Genomic DNA, 21,017 nt, shown 5'->3' with positions numbered 1-21,017 from the left:
CTAGAAGCCCCTCACCCGCCGATCGCGGCCTGATAGACCGTCACGAGCTGGTCGACCGACGCGGCCGTCAGGTTGGTGATAAGATTGGGCTGCACGCCCAGCACGAGGGTGGCGATGATCAGGGGCGTGAAGATCGCCACCTCCCTCCAGTCCAGATCGGTGATCTGTGCCAGGGCCGGATTGGTCATCTCCCCGAAGATCACCCGCCGATAGAGGGTGAGCGCGTACATCGCCGACAGGATCACGCCGGAGGCCGCGAACAGCGCCGTCCAGGTCGAGGCGCGGTAGGTCCCGGTCATGGTCAGGATCTCGCCGACGAAGCCGGAGGTGCCTGGCAGGCCGACGTTGCCCATGGTGAACAGCATGAAGACCGCCGCGTACCAGGGCATGCGGTTCACCAGCCCGCCGTAGAAGGCGATCTCGCGGGTGTGCATGCGGTCGTAGACCACGCCGACGCAGAGGAAGAGCGCGCCGGAGATCACCCCGTGGCTCAGCATCTGGTAGATCGCGCCCTGCTCGCCCTGCAGGTTCCCCGAGAAGATGCCCATGGTCACGAAGCCCATGTGGGCCACCGACGAATAGGCGATCAGCTTCTTGATGTCGGTCTGCCGGAACGCCACCAGCGAGGTGTAGATCACGGCGATCACCGACAGGGCGAAGATCAGCGGCGTGAACTCCAGCGACGCCTGCGGGAACATCGGCAGCGAGAAGCGCAGGAAGCCGTAGCCGCCCATCTTCAGGAGGATCCCCGCCAGGATCACCGAGCCGGCCGTCGGCGCCTCGACGTGGGCGTCGGGCAGCCAGGTGTGCACCGGCCACATGGGCATCTTCACCGCGAACGAGGCGAAGAAGGCCAGCCACAGCCAGGTCTGCAGGCCCGGATCGAACTTGTAGTTCATCAGTTCCGGGATCGAGGAGGTCCCGGAAATGCCGATCATGGCCAGGATCGCGGCCAGCATCAGCACCGAACCCAGCAGGGTGTAGAGGAAGAACTTGTAGGCCGCGTAGACCCGCCGCTTGCCGCCCCAGATGCCGATGATCAGGAACATCGGCACCAGGCTGAATTCGAAGAAGACGTAGAAGAGCACCAGGTCCAGGGCGCAGAACACGCCGATGACCAGCGTCTCCAGGATCAGGAACGCGATCATGTACTCAAGGACGCGGTTCTCCACCGACTTCCACGAGGCCACGATGCACAGCGGCATCAGGAACGCGGTCAGCAGGACGAACAGCACCGAGATGCCGTCCACGCCCATGGTGTAGCGCAGGCCCGCGAACCAGGGCGCATCCTCCAGGAACTGGAAGCCGGCCACGTTCGGATCGAACTGCGCCACGAGCAGGATGGAGAGCGCCAGGGTCGCCAAGGTGGTGACGAGCGCGATCCACTTGGCCGCGTCGACCGTCTTGGCGTCGTCCGAACGGCCGAACGCGCGCAGGATCAGGATCGCCAGGACCCCGACCAGCGGGGCGTAGGTGGTGAGCGACAGGATGCCGGTCATGGCCTAGAGCCCCCTTCTCAGGCCGCCCACGCCCAGAGGGCGTAGGTCAGGAGCCCTGCGACGCCGAGCAGCATCACGAAGGCGTAGTGATAGACGTAGCCGGTCTGCAGCTTGCCGGTCCGGCGGCCGACCTCGTAGGACACGGACGAGACGCCGTCCGGCCCCAGGCCGTCGATGAGCTTCTGATCGCCCCCCTTCCAGAAGAGGTCGCCGAGCAGCCGCGCGCCGCGCACGAAGGTGGCGTCGTACAGCTCGTCGAAGAACCACTTGTTGTAGAAGAAGGTGTAGAGCGGCCCGCCGCGGGCGGCCAGGCGAGCGCCGAGGCCTTCCTTGATCAGGTACATGTAGGCCGCGTAGGCCAGACCGATCAGCGAGACCACCAGCGGCGCCCAGACCGCCCAGGTCGGCGCCTCGTGATGCTCCATCACGTGGTTGGCCGGGGCGTTGAAGATGGCGCCGCGCCAGAACTCGGCCTGCTCGTGGCCGACGAAGCGGCCCTCGAAGGCGAAGCCGGCGGCGACGGCGCCCACCGACAGCAGGATCAGCGGGACCAGCATGGTCCAGGGGCTTTCGTGCGGCTTGTGGTCATGGCCGTGGCCGTGATCGTCATGCGCGGCGGCGTGATCGTCGTGCGCGTGCGCGTCGTGCCCATGGTCGTCATGAGCGTGGTCGTCATGAGCGTGGTCGCCATGGGCGGCCGCGTGCTCGGCCTCATGGCCCCAGCGGGCGTGGCCGTTGAAGGTGAAGAAGGCCACGCGCCAGGAGTAGAAGGCGGTCAGGCCCGCGGCCAGCACGCCGATGACGAAGGCGAAGTAGGCCACCGGGTTGTCCTGGCCGGCGACGAAGGCGGCGTGGATGATCGCGTCCTTCGAGTAGAAGCCGGCGAAGCCCCACTCCAGCCCGGGAATGCCGAGGCCGGTGATGGCGATGGTGCCGATGGTCATGGCCGCGAAGGTGATCGGCAGATACTTGGCCAGGTCGCCGTAGCGCCGCATGTCCTGCTCGTGGTGCATGCCGTGGATCACCGAGCCGGCGCCCAGGAACAGGAGCGCCTTGAAGAAGGCGTGGGTGAACAGGTGGAACATCGCGGCCTGATAGGCCCCGACGCCCGCGGCGAAGAACATGTAGCCGAGCTGCGAGCAGGTCGAATAGGCGATGACCCGCTTGATGTCGTTCTGCGTCAGGCCGACCGTGGCGGCGAACAGGGCCGTCACCGCGCCGATGATGGTGACGATCTCGCGCGCCACCGGGGCGTACTCGAACATCGGCGAGAGCAGGCAGACCATGTAGACGCCGGCGGTCACCATGGTGGCCGCGTGGATCAGGGCCGAGACCGGGGTCGGGCCCTCCATGGCGTCCGGCAGCCAGGTGTGCAGGAAGAACTGCGCCGACTTGCCCATGGCGCCGACGAAGAGCAGCGCGCAGGCCAGGTCCATCAGGTGGAAGCTCTGGCCGGCGAATTCCCAGGTGCGGCCGGCCGCGCCGGCGACCTGCGGGAAGATGTCGGCGAACTGGATCGAGCCGAACGCCCAGAAGGTGGTCATGATGCCCAGGGCGAAGCCGAAGTCGCCGACCCGGTTGACCACGAAGGCCTTGATCGAGGCGGCGTTGGCGCTGGGCTTCTTGAACCAGAAGCCGATCAGCAGGTAGCTGGCCAGACCCACGCCTTCCCAGCCGAAGAAGAGCTGCATGAAGTCGGCCGCGGTCACCAGCGACAGCATGGCGAAGGTGAACAGCGACAGGTAGGCGAAGAACCGGGGCTTGGAGTCGTCCTCGGCCATGTAGCCCCAGCTATAGAGGTGGACGAGCGCCGAGACCGACGTGACCACCACCAGCATCACCGACGACAGCGCGTCGATGCGGATCGACCAGTTGGACTGGAAGGCCCCCACGTCGATGAACGGCGCGAGCGTGACGGTGAAGGGCTCCAGCCCGCCCCAGGTCCACATCGAGAAGATGGTCCAGGACAGGGCGCAGGCCAGGAACAAGAGGCCCGTGGTGATCGCCTGCGAGGCCACGTCGCCGATCCGGCGGCCGAAGAGGCCGGCGATGACGGCGCCCGTAAGCGGCGCGAAGACGAGAAGCGTGACGAGGGACTGAGGGGTCATGTGCTCGGCTCAGCCCTTCATCATCGAGGCGTCGTCCACGGCGATGTCGCCGCGGTTGCGGAAGAAGGTCACCAGGATCGCCAGCCCGACGGCGGCCTCGGCCGCAGCGACGGTCAGCACGAACATGGCGAAGATCTGGCCCACCACGTCGTGGAGATAGACCGAGAAGGCCACCAGGTTGATGTTCACTGCGAGCAGAATGAGCTCGATCGACATCAGGATGATGATGACGTTCTTGCGGTTCACGAAGATGCCGAAAACCCCGATGGTGAACAGGATCGCGGCCACCGCCAGATAGTGCTCCAGTCCGATGGTCATTCGCCGATCCCCTCGCCGGGCTTGATGGTGATCACGCGCATGCCGGTCTTGGGCGAGCGCGCCACCTGGTCGGCGATGACCTGGCGGCGGACCCCCGGCTTGTGGCGCAGGGTCAGCACGATCGCCCCGATCATGGCGACCAGCAGCACCAGGCCCGCGGCCTGGAAGAAGTAGACGTAGTCGGTGTAGAGCACCCGGCCGATCGTCTCGGCGTTGGTCACGTCCGGCAGCGAGGCGGCCGGCGCGGCGTTGGCGGCCGCGGCTCCGTGCCCGGCCACCGCCGTGGAGACGACGATCATCTCGATGGCCAGGATCCCGCCCACCAGGCCGCCTAGCGGCATGTAGCGGGCGAAGCCCTGCCTGAGCGCGGCGAAGTCCACGTCGAGCATCATCACGACGAACAGGAAGAGCACCGCGACGGCGCCCACGTAGACCACCACCAGAAGCATGGCCAGGAACTCGGCGCCGAGGAGCACGAACAGCCCCGCGGCCGAGAAGAAGGCCAGGATCAGGAACAGCACCGAGTGCACGGGGTTCCTCGCCGACACAACGGCCAGCCCTGCCGCGACGGTTATCGTCGCCAGCAGATAGAAAGCGATCGCCTGCAAGGCCATCGGCGGATCAAGCTCCCCTCAATGCGATGCCCGTCCAGCGCCGGCCGAGCCGGCTTGGTCGAGGATCAAAACAGCCTCCGGAATCGCGCGCGTGTCTTAGCGATACGGCGCGTCGAGTTCCAGATTCTTCGCGATTTCCCGCTCCCAACGGTCCCCGTTTTCGAGCAGGCGTTCCTTGTCGTAGTACAGTTCTTCCCGCGTCTCGGTGGCGAACTCGGTGTTCGGCCCCTCGACGATGGCGTCCACCGGGCAGGCCTCCTGGCACAGGCCGCAGTAGATGCACTTGACCATGTCGATGTCGTAGCGCGTCGTGCGCCGGCTGCCGTCCGCGCGCGGCTCGGCCTCGATGGTGATGGCCTGGGCCGGGCAGATCGCCTCGCACAGCTTGCAGGCGATGCAGCGCTCTTCCCCGTTGGGATAGCGCCGCAGGGCGTGCTCGCCGCGGAAGCGCGGCGATTGGGGCCCGCGCTCGTTGGGATAGATCACCGTCGCCTTGGGCCGCAGCATGTACTTCCAGGCCAGGCCGAAGGCGCCGGCGAAGTCCAGCAGGGCCGCGCCCCGCATGGCTTGTCCGATACGTTGCATCATTGCGCGTCAGCCTTCGTCTTCTCGCACGAGTAGTCTTGGATCTTGCGGGCGTTGCCGTCCTTCACCAGCGCCAGGTGGCCGCCCTTGGCGTTGCAGACCGCCGTCGCCCGCGCCAGGTCGTCATAGGTCGCATAGCCGCCGTTGGGCTCGACCGACGAGGCGCAGGCGCTGAGCGCCAGCGCCGCGGAGAGGATCATCAGCGCCCTCATGCCGCCCCCGGTCCGAACACGCGCCAGGCCGCCACCAGGGCCACCGCCACCAGCGAGGTCGGCAGAAACACCTTCCAGCCCAGCCGCATGAGCTGGTCGTAGCGGTAGCGCGGCACGATCGCCTTCACCATCGCGAACATGAAGAAGAAGAAAATGATCTTCAGGAAGAACCACATGAAGGCGAAGAAGCTCGCCGCCGTGGGGTTCCAGCTATCGAGGAACGGCGTCGGGAACGGCGCCTGCCAGCCGCCGAAGAACAGGATCGAGATCATCGCGCACATCAGGACGATGTTCGCGTACTCGCCGATCATGAAGAGCAGGTACGGCGTGGACGAGTACTCCACCTGATAGCCGGCCACGAGCTCGGACTCGGCCTCGGGCAGGTCGAACGGCGGGCGGTTGGTCTCGGCCAAGGCCGAGATGAAGAACACCACCATCATCGGCACCATGACGATGATCATCGGCAGGTTCTGCAGGCCGCCGCCGAAGACGTTCCAGTTCCAGAAGCCGCCGGCCTGCTTCTCAACGATGGTCTGCAGGTTCATCGAACCGGCCAGCAGGATCACGGTGATGATCACGAAGCCGATGGAGACCTCGTAGGAGACCATCTGCGCGGCCGAGCGCAGGCTGCCAAGGAACGGGTACTTCGAGTTCGACGCCCAGCCGCCCATGATGATGCCGTAGACGCCGAGCGAGGAGATCGCGAAGAGGTAGAGCACGCCGACGTTGATGTTCGACACCACCCAGCCCGGCGCCAGCGGGATCACCGCCCAGGCGGCGAAGGCCAGGGTGAAGCTGATCAGGGGCGCGAGCAGGAAGACCGCCTTGTCGGCCCCGTCGGGGATGACGATCTCCTTCAGCACGAACTTGAGGAAGTCGGCGAAGGACTGCAGCAGGCCGAACGGGCCCACCATGTTGGGGCCCTTGCGCATCTGCACGCCGGCCCAGATCTTCCGGTCGGCCAGCAGCAGGAAGGCCAGCGACAGCAGGATCCAGATCATCACGGCCAGGATCTGGCCCAGGGTGATCAGGGTCCAGCCGCCCGGCGTGGCCCAGAAGTTGGTCGTCGCGTCCATGCCCTACTCCGCCGCGATCTTGGTCTGGCCGGACGCCAGCGCCTGGCATTCGGCCATCGTCACGCTGGCGCGCGCGACGGGGTTGGTCAGATAGAAGGCCTTGACCGGGCTCTCGAACGGCGCGTCCGAAAGCTCGCCGGCGCCGCCGAGGGCGGCCAGGTCGAGCGAGGCCCCCTCGCCCGCCGGCGCATAGTCGATCTGGCCGAAGCTCGGATGGTCGGCGAACAGCTTGGCGCGCAGTTCGTCGAGGCTGTCGTAGGGCAGCTTGGCGCCGACCCGTTCGGACAGCGCCCGCAGGATCGCCCAGTCCTCGCGGGCGTCGCCCTTGGGGAACACGGCCCGCTGGCCCATCTGCACCCGGCCCTCGGTGTTGACGTAGAGGCCGTTCTTCTCGGTGTAGGCCGCGCCCGGCAGGATCACGTCGGCCTTGTGCGCGCCGGCGTCGCCGTGCGTGCCGAGGTAGACGGTGAAGGCGTCGGACGAGGTCGCGTCGATCTCGTCTGCGCCCAGCAGGAACAGGACGTCCAGCGCGCCCTTGGCGACCATTTCCTTGGCGCTCTTGCCGCCCTCGCCGGGGATGAAGCCCAGATCCAGGCCGCCGACGCGGGACGCCGCCGTGTGCAGCACGTTCCAGGTCGCGCCGAAGGTCTTGGCTGCGCCGGCCGCCGCCTTGAGCACGGCCGCGGAGTCCGCACGGTTCAGCGCGCCGGCGCCGACGATGATCGCCGCCTTCTTCGCGCCCTTCAGGGCCTTGGCGAAGTCGCCGCGGGACTTGGAAAGCCCGGCCAGGGTGTCAGGCCCGGCGCCGAGGTAGTCGTAGGGATAGGTCAGGTCGGCCTGCTCGCCGATCACGCCCACCCGCAGGGCGCCGGCCAGCCAGCGCTTGCGCAGGCGCGCGTTCAGCACCGGGGCCTCGAGCCGCGGATTGGTTCCGACCAGGAGGATGACGTCGGCGTCCTCGATCCCGGCGATGGTGGAGTTGAAGAGCCAGCTTTCGCGCGGGCCGTCGCCCAGCGCCATGCCGTCCTGGCGGCAATCGAGGTTCTTCACGCCGAGACCGCCGAACAGGTCGAGCGCGGCCTTCATGGATTCGGCGTCCTGCAGGTCGCCGGCGATCACGCCGATGCGCTCCGGCTGGGCGGCCTTCAGCTTGGACGCCACCAGCTCCAGGGCCTCGGCCCAGGTCGCGGCGCGCAGCTTGCCGGCCTCGCGCACATAGGGCTTGTCCAGCCGCTGGCGGGACAGCCCGTCGACGGCGTAGCGCGTCTTGTCGCTGATCCACTCTTCGTTGATGTCGTCGTTGGTGCGCGGCAGCACGCGCAGCACAGCAGGGCCGCGAGCGTCCACGCGGATCGACGAGCCCAGGGCGTCCATCACGTCGACGCTCTCGGTCTTCCTCAGCTCCCAGGGACGGGCGTTGAAGGCGTAGGGCTTCGACGTCAGCGCGCCGACCGGGCACAGGTCGATGACGTTGGCCGACAGCTCGCTCGTCACCGCCGAGCCGAGATAGGTCGTGATTTCAACGTCTTCGCCGCGAGAGATGAGACCGATCTCAGGCGTGCCGGCCACCTCGGTGATGAAGCGCACGCAGCGGGTGCACTGGATGCAGCGGGTCATCACCGTCTTGATCAGCGGACCCATGTGCTTTTCTTCGACCGCGCGCTTGTTCTCCGCGTAGCGGGAATCGTCGCGGCCATAGCCCATGGCCTGGTCCTGCAGGTCGCACTCGCCGCCCTGGTCGCAGATCGGGCAGTCCAGCGGGTGGTTGATGAGCAGGAACTCCATCACCCCTTCGCGGGCCTTCTTCACCATCGGCGTGTTGGTGAAGATCTCCTGGCCCTCGGCGGCCGGCAGCGCGCAGGACGCCTGCGGCTTCGGCGGGCCGGGCTTCACCTCGACCAGGCACATGCGGCAGTTGCCGGCGATGGACAGGCGCTCGTGGTAGCAGAACCGCGGGATTTCCTCCCCGGCCAGCTCCGCCACCTGCAGGACGTTCATGCCGGGTTCGAACTCGACCTCGACCCCGTTGACCTTGGCTTTGGGCATCCCGGTTACTCCGCCGCCGCCAGGCTGGCGCCCTGCACGTGGGGCTTGCCGGCGCGGTACTGGGTGATGCGCTCCTCCACCTCGTGGCGGAAGTGGCGGAAAAGGCCCTGGATCGGCCAAGCGGCCGCGTCGCCCAGGCCGCAGATGGTGTGACCTTCCACCTGGCTGGCGACGTCGAGGAGCATGTCGATCTCCTTCATCTCCGCCTCGCCGGTGACCATGCGCTCCATGACGCGCCACATCCAGCCGGTGCCCTCGCGGCACGGCGTGCACTGGCCGCAGCTCTCGTGCTTGTAGAAGTAGGAGAGCCGGGCGATCGCCTTGATGATGTCGGTGGACTGATCCATCACGATGACGGCGGCCGTGCCGAGGCCCGACTTCAGGGCCGACAGCGAGTCGAAGTCCATCAGCGCGGTCTCGGCCTCGTGCGCCGGGATCATCCGCACCGACGAGCCGCCGGGGATCACCGCCTTGAGGTTGCCCCAGCCGCCGCGCACGCCGCCGCAGTGGTCCTCGAGGAGCTGCTTGAGCGGGATCGACATGGCCTCTTCGACGACGCAGGGCTTCATCACGTGGCCGGAGATGGCCATCAGCTTGGTGCCGGTGTTGTTCGGACGGCCGAAGCCGGCGAACCACTCGGCGCCGCGGCGCAGGATGGTGGGCACGACGGCGATGGTCTCGACGTTGTTCACCGTGGTCGGGCAGCCGTAGATGCCCGCGCCGGCCGGGAACGGCGGCTTCAGGCGCGGCTGGCCCTTCTTGCCCTCGAAGCTCTCCATCAGCGCGGTCTCGTCGCCGCAGATGTAGGCCCCGCCGCCATGGCTGACGTGGATGTCGAAATCCCAGCCGTGGACGTTGTTCTTGCCGACCAGCTTGGCCTCGTAGGCCTGCTTGATCGCAGCCTCCAGGCGCTCGCGCTCGTAGACGTACTCGCCGCGGATGTAGACGTAGGCGGTGTGCGCCCGCATCGCGTAGGCGGCGATGAGGCAGCCTTCGATCAGGTTGTGCGGGTCGTTGCGCAGGATCTCGCGGTCCTTGCAGGTGCCCGGTTCGGATTCGTCGGCGTTGACCAAGAGGTAGTGCGGCCGCTCGCTCTCCTGCTTGGGCATGAAGGTCCACTTCAGGCCGGTGGCGAAGCCCGCCCCGCCGCGGCCGCGCAGGCCGGAAGCCTTGACCTGGTCGCAGATCCACTCCGGCGTCTGCTGCAGGATCTCCCGGGTCAGGTGCCAGGCGCCCCGCGCCTTGGCCCCCTCCAGCCCGAAATCATGCAGGCCGTAGAGGTTGGTGAAGATCCGGTCCTTGTCTTCGAGAACGCCGGTCACGCCGCGGGCTCCTTCTTGGCCTTGGGCTTGGGCTCGGCGTTCGGCAGCTTCTTGATCGCCTTGGAACGCGAGCCGTCATAGAGCTTCGGATCGGTCAGCGCCTGCGGGCCGCCCTCGGGCGCGGAGCCCTGGCGCTTGATCGCTGAACCGGGCTTGGGCGACTTGCCGGCGGCGAAGTCGTCCAGGAGGGCCTCGAAGCTCTCGGCCGTCAGGTCTTCGTAGTAGTAGTCGTTGATGGCGGCCATCGGCGCGTTGGCGCAGGCGCCCATGCACTCGACTTCCTGCCAGTAGAACTTGCCGTCGGCCGACAGGTGGTCCTTCGGGCCGAGCTTCTTCTTGCACACCGCCATCAGCTCGTTCGAGCCGCGCAACATGCAGGGCGTGGTGCCGCACACCTGAACCAGCGCCTTGGAGCCGACCGGCTCCAGCATGAACATGGTGTAGAAGGTCGCCACCTCCAGCACCCGGATCTGGGCCATGTCCAGCATTTCGGCGATCGCGCGGATAGCCGGCTCGCTGACCCAGCCTTCCTGCTTCTGGACGAGCCACAGCAGCGGGATCACGGCCGAGCGCTGGCGCCCGGGCGGGAACTTGTCGATCCACCACTTGGCGAGCTTCAAGGTCTCGGGCGAAAAGGCGAAGCTTTCCGGCTGGTTCGGCGATAGGCGACGGACGCTCAAGAGGCCCTCACTTCACGAAATCGACGCGGACGATCTTGCCGTTCGCGATGGTGTAGATGGCGGCGACCTCGAACTGCGGCCCGTCGGGGCCGCGGGTCACGTGCTCGTGGTCGATCACGACGTCGCCGATCACGATCCGCGTCTTCAGTTCGGCGTGGTTCTGAGGGAACTCCGCGAACATCTGCTCCAGCATGGCGCGCAGGGCCGGAACGCCCCGCAAGGTCACCTCGCCGTTCAGGTTCGTCGCGATCAGGTCGTCGGCGTAGCAGGCGCAGTGCCCCTCCACGTCCTGAGCGTTGTAGGTGTCGAGCTGGCACGCGACGAGGTCGGCGGGCGAAAGGCCGGTCTGGATCGTCACCGGTCGATCTCCCCGAACACGATGTCCAGCGAGCCGAGGATGGCGGACACGTCGGCCAGCATGTGGCCGCGGTTCATCCAGTCCATGGCCATCAGGTGCGGATAGCCCGGCGCGCGGATCTTGCAGCGGTACGGCCGGTTGGTGCCGTCGGAGACCAGATAGACGCCGAACTCGCCCTTCGGCGCCTCGACGCAGGCGTAGACCTCGCCCTCGGGCGTGGAGAAGCCCTCGGTGTAGAGCTTGAAGTGGTGGATGAGCGATTCCATCGACCGCTTCATCTCCCCGCGCCGAGGCGGAGCGACCTTGTTGTCCTCGCTCAGCACCGGCCCCGGCGTCTTGCGCAGGCGCTCGCAGCACTGGCGGATGATCTTGGTCGACTGGCGCATCTCTTCCATGCGGCAGAGGTAGCGGTCGTAGCAGTCGCCGTTGACGCCCAGCGGGATTTCGAACTCCAGGTCCGAGTAGCACTCATAGGGCTGGTTGCGGCGCAGGTCCCAGGGGATGCCAGAGCCGCGCACCATCACGCCGGAGAAGCCCCAGGCGAAGGCCTGGTCCTTCGGCACCACGCCGATGTCGACGTTGCGCTGCTTGAAGATGCGGTTGTCGGTGATCAGGCCCTCGATGTCGTCGCACACCTTGGGGAAGTGCTCGGCCCAGGCGTCGATGTCCTCGATGAGCTGCGGCGGCAGGTCCTGGTGGACACCGCCGGGACGGAAGTACTTGGCGTGCAGCCGGGCCCCGCAGGCGCGCTCGTAGAAGATCATCAGCTTCTCGCGCTCTTCGAAGCCCCACAGGGGCGGCGTGAGCGCGCCGACGTCCATCGCCTGGGTGGTGACGTTCAGGAGGTGGTTCAGGATGCGGCCGATTTCCGAATAGAGCACCCGGATGAGCTGGCCGCGGATCGGCACCTCCACGTCCATCAGCTTCTCGATGGCCAGGCAGAAGGCGTGCTCCTGGTTCATCGGCGCCACGTAGTCGAGGCGGTCGAAGTAGCCGATGTTCTGCAGGTAGGTGCGGTACTCCATCAGCTTCTCGGTGCCGCGATGGAGCAGGCCGATGTGCGGGTCCACCCGCTCCACCACCTCGCCGTCCAGCTCCAGCACCAGACGCAGCACGCCGTGCGCGGCCGGGTGCTGCGGGCCGAAGTTGATGTTGAACTTGCGGATCTTGGTCTCGCCGGCCACGGCCGGGATGTTGGCGTCGTCGGCCATCACTTGGTCTCCGCCTTCTCGTCGCCCGGCAGGGCGTAGTGAGCGCCCTCCCACGGGGAGAGGAAGTCCCAGTTGCGGAACTCGACGGACTTCACCGGCTCATAGACCACGCGCTTGAGCTCGTCGTCGTAGCGCAGCTCGACGAAGCCCGTCATCGGGAAGTCCTTGCGCAGCGGATGGCCGTGGAAGCCGTAGTCGGTGAGGATGCGGCGCAGGTCCGGGTGCCCGTCGAAGAACACCCCGTACATGTCGAACGCCTCGCGCTCGTACCAGTCGGCGTTGGGGAACACCCCGGTCACGCTCGGCACGGCGGTGTCCTCGTCCACCGACAGCTTGACCCGCACGCGCAGGTTCTTGGCCATCGACAGCAGGTGATAGACCACGTCGAAGCGGGCGTGACGGTCCGGATAGTCCACGCTGGTCAGGTCGATCAGCAGGTTGAACTTCAGGTCGGCCGCGTCGCGCAGCCAGATCAGCGCCTCGACCACATGGGCGGTCGTGGTGGTGAGCGTCAGCTCGCCGAACGCCACATGGTGGCCGATGAAGCCGTGCCCCTCGGCCACGATCTTCTGGCCGATGGCGTCGAAATCCACGTCGGGGGTGAACCAGTGGCTCATCGTTCGATCGTCCCCGTGCGGCGGATCTTCTTCTGCAGCTGCAGCACCCCGTAGACCAGGGCCTCGGCGGTGGGCGGGCAGCCGGGCACGTAGATGTCGACCGGCACGATCCGGTCGCAGCCGCGCACGACGGAATAGCTGAAGTAGTAGTAGCCGCCGCCGTTGGCGCACGAGCCCATGGAGATCACGTAGCGCGGGTCCGGCATCTGGTCGTAGACCTTGCGCAGGGCCGGAGCCATCTTGTTGCACAGGGTGCCGGCCACGATCATCACGTCCGACTGGCGCGGGCTGGCGCGCGGCGCGAAGCCGTAGCGCTCCAGGTCGTAGCGCGGCATCGACGCCTGCATCATCTCCACGGCGCAGCAGGCCAGGCCGAACGTCATCCACATCAGCGAGCCGGTGCGGGCCCAAGTGATCAGGTCGTCGGCCGCGGCGGTGATGAAGCCCTTGTCGGCGAGCTGGTTGGTCACGCCGTCGAAGAACGGGTCGTGGACCTTGGGATCATAGCCCTCGACGCTCGAGCGCGCGGCGGAGCCGGCGGGAACGATCACTCCCATTCCAGGGCTCCCTTCTTCCATTCGTAGATGAAGCCGACGGTCAGCACGCCCAGGAAGGTCATCATCGACCAGAAGGCGAACTGCGAGGCCTCGGCCGGCAACTTCATCAGCGACACGGCCCACGGAAAGAGGAAGGCCACTTCGAGGTCGAAGATGATGAAGAGGATCGAGACCAGGTAGAACCGCACGTCGAACTTCATGCGCGCGTCGTCGAACGCATTGAAGCCGCACTCATAGGAAGAGAGCTTTTCTGGGTCGGGCGCCTTAGGCGCCAGGACGGCGGCGGCCAGTACGAAGACCAGCCCCAGAGCCCCCGCGATCCCTAGGAAGATCACGATCGGCAGGTACTGCAGGAGAAACGCGTTCATGGAGTCCTCGACGGAGTCGCGGACCTTCTAGACCAGCAATGGCCGGGGTTCAAACACCCCAAGCGTTGATGCGAAGCGCTCGCAACTATCGACGCTCATTCCGGCCGATCAACGAACATTGGTCGGTTTCTCGGCGCCGCGGCGCCGCGCCTTCGGGCGGCCGCGCCCGGCCTTCAACCGGGCGACAAACCGCTCTAGGGTTTCGCTCACCGGGGAGGCGCGTGTGAGCCGAAAATCCGTCGTACACAGGGCGCTGGACGCCATCGAGCGCCTCGGCGACCGGCTGCCGGACCCGGTGTTCATCTTCGCCTGGATCATCGCAGCCCTTGTCCTGGCGAGCGTTGTGTGCGCCGCCCTCGGCGTCAGCGCGGTCAATCCGGTGGACGGCGAGGTGCTGCGCGCCCAGAGCCTGATCGATCCGGCGAACATCCGCACGCTCCTGGTGGAGATGCCCAGGACGCTCACCGGCTTCGCGCCGCTGGGCTATGTGCTGCTCATCATGCTGGGCGCGGGCGTGGCCGAGCGGGTCGGCCTGTTGTCGGCGGGGATCCGCGTGATGATGGGCGCGAGCCCGCGCGTGCTGGTCACGCCGATGGTGATCCTGCTAGGCCTGCTTTCGAATCACGCCGCCGATTCCGGCTTCGTGATCCTGCTGCCGCTGGCCGGCGCGGCCTTCGCCGCGGTGGGCCGCCACCCGATCGCCGGGATCGCCGCGGCCTTCGCCGGCGTGGTCGGCAGTTTCGCGGGCAATCCCCTGCCCGGCCAGTTCGACGCCCTGATCCTCGGCCTGTCGGAACCGGCGGCGCGGCTGATCGACGCGCACTGGACCGCGAACCTGGTGGGCGACTGGTGGTTCACGGCCGCGGGCGCGGCGGTGTTCGTGCCTGTGGCCTGGTGGGTGACGGTCAACGTCGTGGAACCACGCCTGGGCCCTTGGGAGCCGCCGGCCGGCGTGACGCCCCACGACACGCCGCTTTCGCCGGTGGAACGCCGGGGCCTCGGCTGGGCCGCGCTGACGGGGCTCTGCGTCGCCGGCCTCTGGGCCGCCCTGGCCTTCCTGCCCGGGGCGCCCCTGGTGGACCACGCCGTCGAGGGGCCGGCCCGCTGGACGCCGTTCTTCCGCTCGCTGGTCTCCGGCTTCTTCGTCCTCTTCCTGGCGACGGGCGTCGTCTACGGCGTCATCGTCGGGGTGATCAGGAGCGACCGGGACATCGTGCGCCTGGCATCCGAATCCATGGCGGCGATGGCGCCCTACATCGTGCTGGCCTTCGCCGCGGCCCATTTCATCGCCATGTTCACCTGGTCGAACCTGGGCGTGATCATCGCCATCCACGGGGCCGACGGCCTGCGCGCCTCGGGCCTGCCGATTCCGGTGCTGCTGATGGCGATCGTCATCCTGACCGCGGCCCTGGACATGCTGATCGGCTCGGCCTCGGCCAAGTGGGCGGCGCTGGCGCCGGTGCTGGTGCCGATGCTGATGCTGCTGGGCGTGAGCCCGGAGATGACCACGGCCGCCTACCGGATGGGCGATTCCAGCGTGAACATGGCCTCGCCGCTGATGCCTTACTTCGGCCTGGTGCTCGGCTTCTGCCAGCGATGGAAGCCCGGCTTCGGCGTCGGCGGCCTGATCAGCGCCATGCTGCCCTACTCCATCGCCATGATGACCGCGGGCATGCTGCTCACCGGCGTCTGGGCGGCCCTGGAGCTGCCGACCGGCCCGGCGGCGCCTGTGCATTATTCGGCTCCGCCCGCAAAGGCCGGTTGACACGATTCCGGCGCGAACCTATCAAGCGCGCCTCGCGCTTCGCGAGCCCTACGCGGGTGTAGCTCAGTTGGTTAGAGCGCCGGCCTGTCACGCCGGAGGTCGCGGGTTCGAGCCCCGTCACTCGCGCCATTCGGCTTCAAGAGCCGCTTTCCCGAAGCCCCCGCCCTCCTTCTGCTGAATCGGCCTGGTCTGGAGCATCCGCCGTCGACGGTCCGCCTTCGGCGCGCCAGGCCTCGACCGCGCCGACCAGCGCGCAGTTCCGGTAGAGCCGCCACAGGTTCATCTCGTTGGTCTGCAGCGCCTCGCTCGAAAACGGGGCGAACGTGCCTTCGAACACGACGTAGCCGTCGCCGGTCTGCTTGCAGAGGCCGACCTCGGCGAGGCGAACGAGCCGCCGGCGGGCGGTCTCTAGCTTCATGTCCACCTCCTCGGCCATCCGCGAGGCCGTCACCGGCTGATCGAAGGCCGCGCCGTCCGTGGCGTTCATCCGCATCATCTGCATCAGCAGCAGGGCCGTGAGGTTGTCGCTCCAAGCCTCGCGCAACATCTCCGCGGCCCGAAGCGAATAGTCGGTGACCAGGCGCGTGACGGCGCGCGGCGGCGACATGGCCGGCTGGCCCGACGGCTCCGGCAGGGCGCGGGCCTCGAAGAAGCCCCCCGCGGCCAGCCGGTGGAAGGTCTGCGCCGTCATGGCGTTCACGGCGGCGACGGCGACCTTGCTCTGCTGCTGCTCGAAATAGGCGGCCGGCACCATCACGCCCCGGCGATGCATCTCGCAAAATCCGCGGTCGCAGAGCGATTTCACATGCCGCCGCACGGTCTCGAACGGAAGGCGCAGCCCCTGCGCGAGCCGCGAGATGCTGACGGGCCGCCGCATCGCATCCGGCGGAATCGCGTCGAGGTCGCCATAGAGCAGTTGGGCGTCCAGTTCGCCGGTGGCCGCGGCGATGTTGGCCTGCACCACGCCCGCGCGGATCAGCGTGTCGATCACGTTCAACGGCCCCTGGCTCGCACGCAAGAGGTCCAGGATCAGGTCGCAGGAGACGTGAAGCGTGGAGATCGCGGCCCTCGCCGCCGGGTCATTGCGCATTTTCAAAGACATCATCGACGACACGGCGAATGTTCGAAGCGAGGCCGCACGGCGATCGCCACGCGAACGCCGCCGCGCCCTCCCCTGGGGATCGCCTGCGTGCTAGCGCAACGCTTCGCGACGCTAGGCGTCGCAGCCGCGCGGAAGACTTTCCGCCAAGGAGAACGAAGTGATCCCGAGCCGAGCCGCTTCCGCCCGCATTTTCATCATCCTGGCGGGCGCGGCGCTGGCCGTCGCCTGCCAGACGACGCAGGGCGCCGAGGCCCGCGAGCCGCCCGCGCCTGAAGCGGCCACCACGACGGACACCATGGGCGACGCCATGCGCCAGCCGCTCACCGACCTCAACATCGCCCCTGAAGAGATCCCGACGGCGCTGAAAGAGGCCGCCGCGGCGCCCTACGCCGCGCCGGCGGACGGTCCCTGCGCCGCCATCGCCGAGGAGATCGGCCGCCTGGACGGGGCGCTCGGCCCCGACCTCGACGCCGCCGCGCCCGCGGAGCCCGGCCAGGGCGTGAAGCTCGCCGCCGGCGCGCTGCGCAGCCTCACCACGGGCTGGATCCCCTTCCGCGGCGTTCTGCGCCATCTGACGGGGGCGGAAGCCCACGCCGAGGCCGTTCGCGAAGCCGTGCTCGCCGGCGCGGTGCGGCGCGCCTACCTGAAGGGCCTGGGTGAAAAGCAAGGCTGCACGCCTCCCGCGGCCCCGCAACGCCAGCCCGCTCCCGCCGCGCCCTAGGCCTTGGCCCTCTTGTCGCGCGGGGCGGCCTGGTCGACCACGTGCAGGCGCTTGATCGTCAGGTCGTCGACCTCCAGACGCTTCACCCGCAGCCGGCCGACAGCCATCAGCCCGACCGCGATGCGGCCGATCGCCAAGGCTCCCAGCGCCACGGCGCCCAGGGCCATCGCGCCGACCGCCGCAGCCCCGAGGGCGCCGGCCGGCGCCGCGACCGGCCGCACGGCCGGCGCTTGCGCCCCTGCCGTCGCCGCGGGCGTGGATTGGGTCTTGTCGTAGCTCATCGCGCGATCTCCCTCGGACGCCGTGAGGCCCATTCTCATCGCAAGACCGCCCAGCGGCCTTGACCGCCATCAAAGCCGCCCCGGCCTCAGGCGACCAGCTCCGGCTTGCGTTCGAGGATGAAGTCGTCGGGATTGGGCTTCAGCGTGGCGCGCCAGTAGTCGACCAGGGCGAAGGGCCAGTTCTGGGTCACCCGGCCGGCCTCGTTCTTGTACCAACTGGTCACCTGCGGCGCGCCCCAGGCCATCAGCCTGTTGCCCTCGTCGACCTTCCGGTTGAAGGCGTCGTGCACGGCCTGCTTCGGCTCCAGCGCCGCCGCGCCCGTCTCGGCCAGGAGCTTCAGGCAGCCGACGATGTAGCGGACGCTGCACTCCGAGAAGAAGATGATCGAGCCGTTGACCACGATGTTGGTGTTGGGCCCGTAGATCATGAAGAGGTTCGGGAACCCGGGCGCGGTCATGCCCAGATAGGCGCGGGGCTCGCCCGCCCAGGTCTCGTGCAGGTCCTTGCCGCCACGCCCCTTGATCTTCATCGGCCACAGGAAGCGGCTGGCGTGGAAGCCGGTGGCGTAGATGATCACGTCGACCTCGTGGGTCGCGCCGTCCTCGGTGACGACGCCCTTGGGCGTGATCTCCACGATCCTGGAAGTGGTCAGCTCGACGTTGTCGCGCTTCAGCGCCTTGATCCACACGCCGTTGTCGAACAGGGCGCGCTTGCCGCCCAGCGGGTAGCGGGGAACGATCTTCTCCACCAGATCAGGGCGGTCCTGGGCCTGGGCGGCCAGCGCCTGGGCCAGCATCTCGCCGAACATGGCGTTGTCGGCCCCCACCGCATTGGACGGCCCGTTCCAGCCCGGATCGGCCTTCACCGCCGGCAGGAACCCGTCGGTGGCCATCCAGAACAGGTAGAAGCGGTACCACTTGTCGTACATGGGTGCGTGCTCGAGCAGCCACTTGACGCCCTCCGGCACGTTCTCGTGGTAGTGCTCGGCCGGGAACGCCCAGGGCGGCGTGCGCTGGAACACGGTCAGCTCGGCCACCTTCGGCGCGATCTCCGGCACGAACTGGAAGGCGCTGGCGCCGGTGCCGATCACCGCCACCCGCTTGCCGGTCAGGTCGACGTCGTGGCGCCATTCGGCCGAGTGGAAGGCGATCCCCTCGAAACTGTCGCGGCCCTTGATGTCGGGGATCTTCGGCCGGTTGAGCTGGCCGACGGCGGTGATCACGGCGTTGGCCTCGACCACCTCCTCGCGGCCGTCCCCGGTCTTCAGGCGCACCTTCCAGACCATGGCCGTCTCGTCCCAGGCCATGTCGACGACCGTGGTCTCGAAGCGGATGCGCTTGCGCAGATCGTATCGGTCGGCCACGCCGCGGAAGTAGTCCAGCAGCACCGGCTGGGTGGAGAAGTGCTGCGGCCACATGTGGTTCGGCTCGAACGAGTAGGAGTACATGTGGTTGGAGCTGTCGACCCGGCAGCCCGGATAGGTGTTCTCGTACCAGGTGCCGCCGACCTCGGGGTTCTTCTCGATGATCTCGAACGGCACGCCCGCCTGGGCGAGGCGGATGCCGGAGAGCAGGCCCGACATGCCGGCGCCGACCACCAGCACCTTCATCTGCCCGGCGGCGGCCCTGATCTTCGGCGCGTCGAACTGCGGGTCCTTGGAACTGGCCCCCGTGATGGCCAGCTCGTCGGTCAGGAAGTCGCTGTAACCCGCCGGAATCTCGGCGCCGATGAAGAAGTCGATCATCTTGCGCAGGAGGTCGAGCGGCAGGTCGGCCTTAGGCTTGATCTCGCCGTCCAGGTAGGCCTGCAGCAGCTTGCGCGCCTCGGCGCGGATATTGGCCTGCTCCTCAGCGCTCACGCCGATCTGGTTGCGGTCCAGCGGGTCGTATTGCGGCCGCCACTCCGGGCGCAGGTAGCGGTCATCGCCGCTCAGGTGGACGAGGCTCATCACAAGCGCGGGCAAGTGGGCGGCCTCGAGCGCCTCGTCGAGGGTGGCCTGGACCTGGGTCATGGAGCTTCCTGCCTAAGTTATCGTTGTTATGCGGAGCAGAATACGCGTCTCGCGGGATCACGGAAGTCTCGCCCGAACACAAAGCCGCGCGGTTCCGTGGCGTCAGGACGAGAGGCCCGCCTGAACCTGCCGCACGCGCGCCATGACCTCGTCAGGCAGGACCAGCCCCGAGGCGGCCATGTTGGCTTCAAGGTGCGCCAGGCGCGTGGTGCCGGTGACCGCGCAGGCCACGTGCGGATTGGCCAAGACGAAGGCCAGCGCCGCCTGGGCCCCGGTCATGCCGGGGGTCTGCTCCAGGAAGGAGAAGCGTGCGCCCCGGCCGATGTCGGCGCGATGGTTCTTCAGGGCCCTCAGCGCATACCAGACGTCCTGCGGCCCGCGCAGCCTCAGAGCCTGGCGGCCCGGATGGCCCATGGCCAGGGCCATGCCGGCGAGCACCCCCTTCCCCGCCGCGGCGGCCCTGGCGATCAGCGGCTCGCGCTCGGGGCGCAGGACGTTGTAGTCGATCATCACCGCGTCGAACGTCGGCAGGCCGATCACGTGCTCGATCACGGCCGGATCGAAGCTGTTGACGCCGAAGGCGCGCACCAGGCCGCGCTCGCGCAGGCGCTCCAGCGCTTCGAGCAGATCGTCGGTGAGTTCGACCGCGGCCGGACCATGCAGCTGCAGGAGCGCCAGCCGCTCCAGCCCCAGACGCTTCAAGCTGGCCTCGGCGCTGGCGACGACGGCCGCGGGCGAGAAGTCGCGCACGGTGCGCCCGCCGGCGTGCCGCGTGCCGGCCTTGGTGGCGACCACCAGGTCGTCCGTCGCCCTGCCCTTCAGCGCCCGCCCCAGGCGCGGCTCGGCCTCGCCCCGCGAATAGGCCGCGCCGGTGTCGAAGAAGGTGATCCCGCCGTCCAGGGCGGCGTGGACGAGGGACAGGGCCCTGGCCTCGTCGAAGCGCCTCAGCCCCCAGTAACTCGCCGCCCCGAAGCCGATCTCGGAGACCGCAAGTCCCGTGGCGCCGAGCGGCCTATAGCGCATGGAAATCGTCCGCGTGGAGCAAGTGGTGGGCGGCGAGGGGTTCGAACCCCCGACCCCCTGGGTGTAAACCAGGTGCTCTGACCAGCTGAGCTAGCCGCCCGTCGGGCCACGTCATAGTGCATTTCGCGCCCGCGGGGAGCGCCCATGAAGAAGGGCGGCCGCCGCGGAGACGACCGCCCTTTCCAAGATAGCTGTGTCGCTGAGCTCGAAAGCCTTAGCTGTTCAGCGCGCCCTTCAGGCCCTCGCCGACGCGGAAACGCGCCGTGGAGGACGCAGGCCGCTTCACGGTTTCACCCGTGCGCGGATTGCGCGCGGTGCCGGCCGCGCGCTTCACCGGCACGAAACTGCCGAAACCGACAAGCCGCACTTCCTGCCCCGCTTTCAGCGACGCCGTGACGGAGTCGATGAACGCTTCCAACGCATCCTTCGCCTGCGCCTTGTTGAGGCCCGCCTTGTCGGCGATCGCCGTCACGAGTTCGGCCTTGGTCATTTGTTGTATCTCCAGCCCATTTTGGCAAATGGCGTCGCGCCTCGCCTTTGAC

The 21,017-nt window shown here is 67.9% G+C and carries 22 protein-coding genes and 2 tRNA genes; 3 read left to right on the top strand and 21 right to left on the bottom strand.

Annotation, left to right across the window (positions count from 1 at the left end):
• Nucleotides 1-11 precede the first annotated feature (11 nt).
• From ACE3TA_RS03460 to ACE3TA_RS03390, 15 genes are all read right to left on the bottom strand, one after another.
• On the bottom strand, nt 12-1,499 hold the full coding sequence (locus ACE3TA_RS03460) for an NADH-quinone oxidoreductase subunit M (protein ID WP_374570468.1): 1,488 nt from the start codon (nt 1,497-1,499) through the stop codon (nt 12-14).
• 17 nt (nt 1,500-1,516) lie between these two features.
• On the bottom strand, nt 1,517-3,607 hold the full coding sequence (gene nuoL, locus ACE3TA_RS03455; protein WP_374570467.1) for an NADH-quinone oxidoreductase subunit L: 2,091 nt from the start codon (nt 3,605-3,607) through the stop codon (nt 1,517-1,519).
• A gap of 9 nt (nt 3,608-3,616) precedes the next feature.
• On the bottom strand, nt 3,617-3,925 hold the full coding sequence (nuoK, locus tag ACE3TA_RS03450; protein WP_374570465.1) for an NADH-quinone oxidoreductase subunit NuoK: 309 nt from the start codon (nt 3,923-3,925) through the stop codon (nt 3,617-3,619).
• Entirely contained in the window at nt 3,922-4,539 is a 618-nt protein-coding gene (locus ACE3TA_RS03445; protein WP_374570462.1) for an NADH-quinone oxidoreductase subunit J, read from the bottom strand. The genes nuoK and ACE3TA_RS03445 overlap by 4 nt, the downstream gene beginning before the upstream one ends.
• A 96-nt stretch (nt 4,540-4,635) precedes the next feature.
• Nucleotides 4,636-5,127: an NADH-quinone oxidoreductase subunit NuoI gene (gene nuoI, locus ACE3TA_RS03440; RefSeq protein ID WP_374570460.1), complete on the bottom strand. Its 492-nt coding sequence runs from the start codon at nt 5,125-5,127 to the stop codon at nt 4,636-4,638.
• Nucleotides 5,124-5,324 carry a hypothetical protein gene (locus ACE3TA_RS03435; RefSeq protein ID WP_374570458.1) on the bottom strand — a complete coding sequence of 67 codons (201 nt, stop codon included), beginning with the start codon at nt 5,322-5,324 and terminating at the stop codon, nt 5,124-5,126. The genes nuoI and ACE3TA_RS03435 overlap by 4 nt, the downstream gene beginning before the upstream one ends.
• An 8-nt stretch (nt 5,325-5,332) precedes the next feature.
• Nucleotides 5,333-6,412 (bottom strand): NADH-quinone oxidoreductase subunit NuoH, encoded by a 1,080-nt coding sequence (gene nuoH, locus ACE3TA_RS03430; RefSeq protein ID WP_374570456.1) that lies wholly within the window; start codon nt 6,410-6,412, stop codon nt 5,333-5,335.
• A gap of 3 nt (nt 6,413-6,415) precedes the next feature.
• Nucleotides 6,416-8,458, bottom strand: a complete 2,043-nt coding sequence (gene nuoG / locus ACE3TA_RS03425; RefSeq protein ID WP_374570454.1) for an NADH-quinone oxidoreductase subunit NuoG — start codon at nt 8,456-8,458, stop codon at nt 6,416-6,418.
• A gap of 5 nt (nt 8,459-8,463) precedes the next feature.
• Complete coding sequence (gene nuoF / locus ACE3TA_RS03420; protein WP_374570452.1) at nt 8,464-9,780, bottom strand: NADH-quinone oxidoreductase subunit NuoF; 1,317 nt, start codon at nt 9,778-9,780, stop codon at nt 8,464-8,466.
• The gene (nuoE, locus tag ACE3TA_RS03415) at nt 9,777-10,460 is read right to left on the bottom strand and encodes an NADH-quinone oxidoreductase subunit NuoE (protein ID WP_374570450.1); all 684 of its coding nucleotides are present in this window, start codon (nt 10,458-10,460) and stop codon (nt 9,777-9,779) included. The genes nuoF and nuoE overlap by 4 nt, the downstream gene beginning before the upstream one ends.
• A 7-nt stretch (nt 10,461-10,467) precedes the next feature.
• Nucleotides 10,468-10,818 carry a nuclear transport factor 2 family protein gene (locus ACE3TA_RS03410; protein WP_374570447.1) on the bottom strand — a complete coding sequence of 117 codons (351 nt, stop codon included), beginning with the start codon at nt 10,816-10,818 and terminating at the stop codon, nt 10,468-10,470.
• A complete protein-coding gene (locus tag ACE3TA_RS03405) occupies nt 10,815-12,029 on the bottom strand; it encodes an NADH-quinone oxidoreductase subunit D (protein ID WP_374570445.1) in 1,215 nt (404 codons plus the stop codon). The genes ACE3TA_RS03410 and ACE3TA_RS03405 overlap by 4 nt, the downstream gene beginning before the upstream one ends.
• Nucleotides 12,029-12,646 carry an NADH-quinone oxidoreductase subunit C gene (locus ACE3TA_RS03400; RefSeq protein ID WP_374570444.1) on the bottom strand — a complete coding sequence of 206 codons (618 nt, stop codon included), beginning with the start codon at nt 12,644-12,646 and terminating at the stop codon, nt 12,029-12,031. Before ACE3TA_RS03400 ends, ACE3TA_RS03405 begins: the two co-directional genes overlap by 1 nt.
• Nucleotides 12,643-13,224, bottom strand: coding sequence for an NADH-quinone oxidoreductase subunit B family protein (locus ACE3TA_RS03395; protein ID WP_374570442.1), 582 nt, complete (start codon nt 13,222-13,224; stop codon nt 12,643-12,645). The genes ACE3TA_RS03400 and ACE3TA_RS03395 overlap by 4 nt, the downstream gene beginning before the upstream one ends.
• Complete coding sequence (locus ACE3TA_RS03390; protein ID WP_374570440.1) at nt 13,194-13,571, bottom strand: NADH-quinone oxidoreductase subunit A; 378 nt, start codon at nt 13,569-13,571, stop codon at nt 13,194-13,196. The genes ACE3TA_RS03395 and ACE3TA_RS03390 overlap by 31 nt, the downstream gene beginning before the upstream one ends.
• Before the next feature lie 223 nt (nt 13,572-13,794).
• On the opposite strand from ACE3TA_RS03390, the gene ACE3TA_RS03385 reads away from it, so the two are divergent.
• Nucleotides 13,795-15,336, top strand: a complete 1,542-nt coding sequence (locus tag ACE3TA_RS03385; RefSeq protein WP_374570438.1) for an AbgT family transporter — start codon at nt 13,795-13,797, stop codon at nt 15,334-15,336.
• A 52-nt stretch (nt 15,337-15,388) separates the two neighbouring features.
• A tRNA-Asp gene (locus ACE3TA_RS03380) sits at nt 15,389-15,465 on the top strand.
• Between the two features lie 7 nt (nt 15,466-15,472).
• Here the strand turns inward: ACE3TA_RS03380 and ACE3TA_RS03375 are convergent.
• Nucleotides 15,473-16,426, bottom strand: a complete 954-nt coding sequence (locus ACE3TA_RS03375) for a hypothetical protein (RefSeq protein WP_374570435.1) — start codon at nt 16,424-16,426, stop codon at nt 15,473-15,475.
• A gap of 169 nt (nt 16,427-16,595) precedes the next feature.
• Between ACE3TA_RS03375 and ACE3TA_RS03370 the strand changes: the two genes are divergently transcribed.
• Nucleotides 16,596-17,159, top strand: coding sequence for a hypothetical protein (locus ACE3TA_RS03370; protein ID WP_374570433.1), 564 nt, complete (start codon nt 16,596-16,598; stop codon nt 17,157-17,159).
• Here the strand turns inward: ACE3TA_RS03370 and ACE3TA_RS03365 are convergent.
• The 5 genes from ACE3TA_RS03365 to ACE3TA_RS03345 all read right to left on the bottom strand — a co-directional run bounded on the left by ACE3TA_RS03365 (nt 17,156) and on the right by ACE3TA_RS03345 (nt 20,965).
• Nucleotides 17,156-17,440, bottom strand: coding sequence for a hypothetical protein (locus tag ACE3TA_RS03365; protein ID WP_374570431.1), 285 nt, complete (start codon nt 17,438-17,440; stop codon nt 17,156-17,158). The genes ACE3TA_RS03370 and ACE3TA_RS03365 overlap by 4 nt on opposite strands.
• Nucleotides 17,441-17,526: 86 nt before the next feature.
• Nucleotides 17,527-19,452 (bottom strand): flavin-containing monooxygenase, encoded by a 1,926-nt coding sequence (locus ACE3TA_RS03360; RefSeq protein ID WP_374570429.1) that lies wholly within the window; start codon nt 19,450-19,452, stop codon nt 17,527-17,529.
• A gap of 102 nt (nt 19,453-19,554) precedes the next feature.
• The gene (locus ACE3TA_RS03355) at nt 19,555-20,475 is read right to left on the bottom strand and encodes an aldo/keto reductase (RefSeq protein WP_374570427.1); all 921 of its coding nucleotides are present in this window, start codon (nt 20,473-20,475) and stop codon (nt 19,555-19,557) included.
• Between the two features lie 23 nt (nt 20,476-20,498).
• Nucleotides 20,499-20,575, bottom strand: a tRNA-Val gene (locus tag ACE3TA_RS03350).
• A 114-nt stretch (nt 20,576-20,689) separates the two neighbouring features.
• Nucleotides 20,690-20,965 (bottom strand): HU family DNA-binding protein, encoded by a 276-nt coding sequence (locus tag ACE3TA_RS03345; protein ID WP_374570425.1) that lies wholly within the window; start codon nt 20,963-20,965, stop codon nt 20,690-20,692.
• Nucleotides 20,966-21,017: the final 52 nt, after the last annotated feature.

The sequence above is a fragment of the Phenylobacterium sp. genome, assembly GCF_041916435.1.
Lineage (GTDB): Bacteria > Pseudomonadota > Alphaproteobacteria > Caulobacterales > Caulobacteraceae > Phenylobacterium.
The sequence above is the reverse complement of the archived record's forward strand: the minus strand, read 5'-3'. Positions and strand labels throughout refer to the sequence as shown.